Origin of the sequence: Pseudomonas sp. (assembly GCF_026224925.1) — a bacterium.
GTDB lineage: Bacteria > Pseudomonadota > Gammaproteobacteria > Pseudomonadales > Pseudomonadaceae > Aquipseudomonas.
The window spans coordinates 1-4,283 of record NZ_JAMFRV010000731.1; the positions used below are offsets into that span (position 1 = coordinate 1).

General features: G+C 53.3%; 3 protein-coding genes and 1 pseudogene. 3 read left to right on the forward strand and 1 reads right to left on the reverse strand.

Going from position 1 to position 4,283, the window contains the following annotated elements; all coding sequences use genetic code 11:
• Nucleotides 1-872 precede the first annotated feature (872 nt).
• Genes M0974_RS30345 through M0974_RS30355 form a run of 3 tightly spaced genes read left to right on the forward strand, consistent with a single transcriptional unit; the run spans nucleotide 873 to nucleotide 4,063 of the window.
• Complete coding sequence (locus M0974_RS30345) at nucleotides 873-2,237, forward strand: hypothetical protein (protein WP_297845622.1); 1,365 nt, start codon at nucleotides 873-875, stop codon at nucleotides 2,235-2,237.
• Nucleotides 2,238-2,248: 11 nt separating this feature from the next.
• On the forward strand, nucleotides 2,249-3,166 hold the full coding sequence (locus tag M0974_RS30350) for a DMT family transporter (protein ID WP_297845623.1): 918 nt from the start codon (nucleotides 2,249-2,251) through the stop codon (nucleotides 3,164-3,166).
• Nucleotides 3,167-4,063, forward strand: coding sequence for a hypothetical protein (locus tag M0974_RS30355; protein ID WP_297845625.1), 897 nt, complete (start codon nucleotides 3,167-3,169; stop codon nucleotides 4,061-4,063).
• A gap of 19 nt (nucleotides 4,064-4,082) precedes the next feature.
• Here M0974_RS30355 and M0974_RS30360 read toward each other — a convergent pair.
• Nucleotides 4,083-4,283: pseudogene (locus M0974_RS30360) on the reverse strand (hypothetical protein); the annotation flags it as partial.

Genomic DNA, 4,283 nt, shown 5'->3' on the forward strand with positions numbered 1-4,283 from the left:
AAGAAGTCCCGTCCGTTAGTTATCGGAAGCGCTGGTTTTTGCTGTCAGGTAATAGCCCTTAGTGGGCTATCCGGATAATTCGTTTGCGCAAAGAGTTTTTCGGCACAGTGCCGACTCTAAACGGAATAGATTTTCAGCGGTCATTGATCGTGTCATGGATAAACTCCGAGATAACGTCGTCTCAGGCAAAGGGAGTAGTGGCTACTCAACCATCAGCTAGTAACAGAGCGAGAAATCAGAGAGTTCGATCGACCAGAAAAGGCTCACGCGCTGTCCGTACGGATTTAAGTAGCGGAGCCGTGACATTAAAAACGAAGCATTGTTTTAACGTGGAGTCTGCGCTCGTCAATTGCCGAGGGTGTAGGCGGTGTAGCCCTTGCCAGCGCAGAGTCGAGGTAGCGGTCGATGCAGCCAAAGGTAAAGACGTGAAGTGCTTACAGCGAGTGGGTTGCACGTAGAGCATGTTAAAATTTCCTTATTCTTGACGCTAGATCAGCGAATTTTTGGTCCGCTTTGCACTATTTAGGAACGGGGTCGCCGTCCGTTGTCTGCGATTGGTGCGTGGTATGCACCTGAAAGCCCGATGTTCACGGGCCTACCTATCGCTAGGCGTTTTTACTAGAAAGATATGTGCCAACTTAGTACGTACGTACATCAAAAAAAATACAATTGATTTTTGGGTATGCGTTGTGGGTCCCAAGGGCCGTTTGTCGGTCACGCTGTCAGCCCCGATTCGTTTTTATCGATAGGGCGCATCCATAAAACTCGATATTCGTTTGCCTGCCATCAACCTAGGATTTTGAATGCCTTGAACTTGCAGCGGAGCTGCCGGGTCATCGCATTATTTTTCTTCGTTGAAACAGGGAGTTGTCATGCTAAAACATTACATGGATGCATCGGTTGGGATTTATCCCATTAATCTGCTAGCCGGGGAGCGTGAGCTGGGAGGGTTGGAGAAATCGTTGGTTTCCGTCGCGCAGCCGCCAATCACCCGTTATGTGCAAACGCTTCGCGACCTGAGGAAGCTTTCTCAAACTACCAACGGCCACCGTGACGAAATCAATTTTGGCGTAACGTTTAAGGAGCGATTGCAGGGGCTGGGCGCGGAACTGCAATTACCCGACGAGCACTTTTCGATAAACACGGCAGGCGCACCGCTGATTGTTAAGGAGCAAACCGGCGAACACCTGATCGCGCCAACGCACTTTGAAAACGGCGCTTATTTCAGCCATCCCCATGCCGATCACCAACTGGGCTATTCGGCTTGCCAGTTGCCCTCTATCAAGATTGGTCAGTACGTTCGATTTGGTCGTAACTCAGCAATTAATGCCGGGGGCGATGTCGACATCGGCGACGGTGTCTGGCTATCGCCGGGTAGCCAGTTACTGCGCCAGGACCATGACCCGTTTGGTCGACCTTCAATCGGCTCGCGCACCGTAGCAATGACCAGCTTGCCGCCGGTGAAGTTGTGCGATTACGCCTGGGTTGGGCGTGAAGCCATCGTCGGGTGGAATGCGGATTACTTGGGCAAAGCGAGCATCGTGGGAATTCGTACCTTCGTTAATACCTGGGTCGGTGACTACTCCGTCGTAGGCGATCACGGGAAAGTACTTCAGTACCTGCCCTTCAAGGCGTACTTGATGGAAACCTATCAACCGACGATCGAGCAGACGTTACAGGTTAGTGACTGGGCGGCGGTCAACGCTGACTGGCTGACGGTTTATCGCGACGAGTGCACGCCAGAGTCGGCGGACGTTTTGCCGGAAGAAATCACCAAGTTGCTGAAAATAAACGGTGGTAAAAAACTGGTTCTATTAATCGATCCTGCGGACAACGCTCAATTACAGGCCGCGTCCAGCCAAGCGATTGATGTTATCGCCGGTTCAAGGCTCGGGTTTGCTAACCATCTACAGTGGGCGCAAGACCAGGGACACCAACACGTTCGTGTCAGGGCCGGGCTGGATTTTTCTGCACTCCCTTTTCCCTCGGCCGGCGAATTTCATTACCGCCGCAAGTTGGGCTACTCGCTGGTTATCACCAATTCGGCACCCTCGGAACACCAGGCTCGACAGGTGTTTGTTTCGGAGCTGGCGCGGGTGTTGGCGGCGGGTGCTTATCTTCTTTATCCACACCACAGCGCTGGCGAAAACGCCGCCGAACTGTTTCGAAGTGCCTTTGTACTTTGCCGTGATGTCGCGCTTAACGGCAAACAGTTCATTCTCTTGAAAAAACGCTAACCGGGGGTTCCATGCCATACCTGCTGCTTTCACTCGCCGCGATTTTCTGGGGCGGCAACTACGTTGTCGGTAAGTTAATGGTTGTGCACCTGGACCCGGTGCTGTTGTCACAGGCCCGTTGGTTGATCACCAGTGTGTTGCTGCTGCTAATTAACTATCGAGTGGTTAAAGCCAGTCTTCCGGCGTTTCGTAGTGCCTGGTTCACGATAGTGATGCTTGCGGTATGCGGGCAAGTACTGTTCCCGCTGACGCTGTATATCGGGTTGCAATACACCAGCTCGCTGAACGCAGCTATTTACCTGTCAGCCACGCCATGCCTGGTACTGGCACTTAACCGATTCGTCTTTGGTGATTTCATCTCCCCGTCGAATATTGTCGGGGTGATCATCAGTACCGTGGGTGTTCTCTGGTTGGTGAGCATGGGTCATCTGGCTGACTTGAGTTTCCTCGAAGGCTTTAATAGAGGGGACGTTTGGACCATGGCATCGGCGCTCAGTTGGGCGGTGTACTGCTCTTTCTTGCGCACCAAACCCACTACTATCACCGGCAATGCGTTTGTGACCTTCTCGGCGGTAATAGGCGCCTTGTGCCTGATTCCGTTCAGTTTGAATGAGTGGGTGACCAACCCTGTCGCTTCTTTTGATTTGGGGCATGGGCTGGCACCTTGGTTGGGGTTGGCCTACCTGGTGATATTTCCGTCATGGCTCTCCTATTTATTCTGGAGCAAAGGCATCGGCGCGATCGGTGCCACCCGGGGCGAGATATTTACCCACCTTGTGCCGCTTTCTGGCGGCGTTATCAGCATCATGTTTCTAAACGTGCAACTGCACGGGTATCACGTGGTTAGTTTGTTTCTGATCGGCACTGGCGTCGTACTGTGTTCAGTGCGTCGGCGAGCACCGGTTCCTTTACGCACGGAGGCAGCATAAATGGACAAAATCATAGAATGCGTTGAACGTAACGGCGAGCGTTGGGTGGGCATTGTTGAGCTGACGGAGGGATCTGAAAGGCTGCGCAAGATCAACCACCTCAAGGACTCACAGCAACTCGGTGAGCTGTATATAAAAAGCCATTTGAAGTGGCCCGAGTTTAAAGAAACGTTGGGGTGTTCGCCGATCACCTCGGAGTCTTGGTTCACTGCCTCTTACCGGATACCGCTCAAGCCGGTGCAAGACGTACATTGCATGGTAAGCGGCTTCGGTTACACCCATCGTTTGGTCAACGGCACTGCGGCAGCCGAGCATGCGTCGCCCGACTGGTACTACAAAGGCAACGGTAAAGGTCTGATCACGCAACTGCAGTCGATCAAATCGCCTTACCACGCCAGTGGCGCTGGAATTGAAATCGAATACGCCTGTGTCTACGTCATCGACGCCGGTGCATCCCCGCATTACATGGGCTACACGTTAGCGGTGGACTTTTCCGATCCGGTATTACGTCACAGTCACCCGAGTCTCGCGGGGTTGTCGAAACTGAGAAATACCGCGGTGAGCCATGAGTTGGTCATGGCCGAACCACCGCCGTATTCCATTGTTCAGGGCTCGGTGGTCAGGCAGGGGAAAGTAGTCTGGGAGAAACATTCACGCCTTGGCCTGGACCAATTGTTGTTCGCCAAGACCGAACTGGAAGAGTTGTTGTTCCGGCACGACGAGCTGTGCGAGCCGGGCATGGTTCATTACGTGCTGCTGGGCGCCTCATTAAGTACCGATCGGGACGGCTTTGAGTTGCAGCACGGGGACATCATTCAGGCGCTATCTGAGAGGGATGGTTTACTGGTGTCCAATCGTTTTGAAGACGATGCGGTTCGGCTCTCGTGTAATTGCTGAGTTCGACTGACAGCGCTCGCTAGGCAATAGCGAGCGTACCTACCTCGTGGGCATTCCTTTCAATCTCGGCAACTATCTGCGCCAGCTCCCGGGGTGCGGGTTTGCCGGGGTGATCGAAGAACACGAATTCGCTGGTCAGCGAGGCATACGTGCCGTGTAGCGGGTAGACACGGATCTGTTGATTTCCAGTACAGACGTCCACCAGGGACAGCGGCACCAT

Excerpts from the sequence above, each read along its gene's own strand:
- M0974_RS30355 (WP_297845625.1), top strand. The coding sequence starts at position 3,167 with ATGGACAAAATCATAGAATGCGTTGAACGTAACGGCGAGCGTTGGGTG.
- M0974_RS30350 (WP_297845623.1), top strand. The coding sequence starts at position 2,249 with ATGCCATACCTGCTGCTTTCACTCGCCGCGATTTTCTGGGGCGGCAAC.
- M0974_RS30345 (WP_297845622.1), top strand. The coding sequence starts at position 873 with ATGCTAAAACATTACATGGATGCATCGGTTGGGATTTATCCCATTAAT.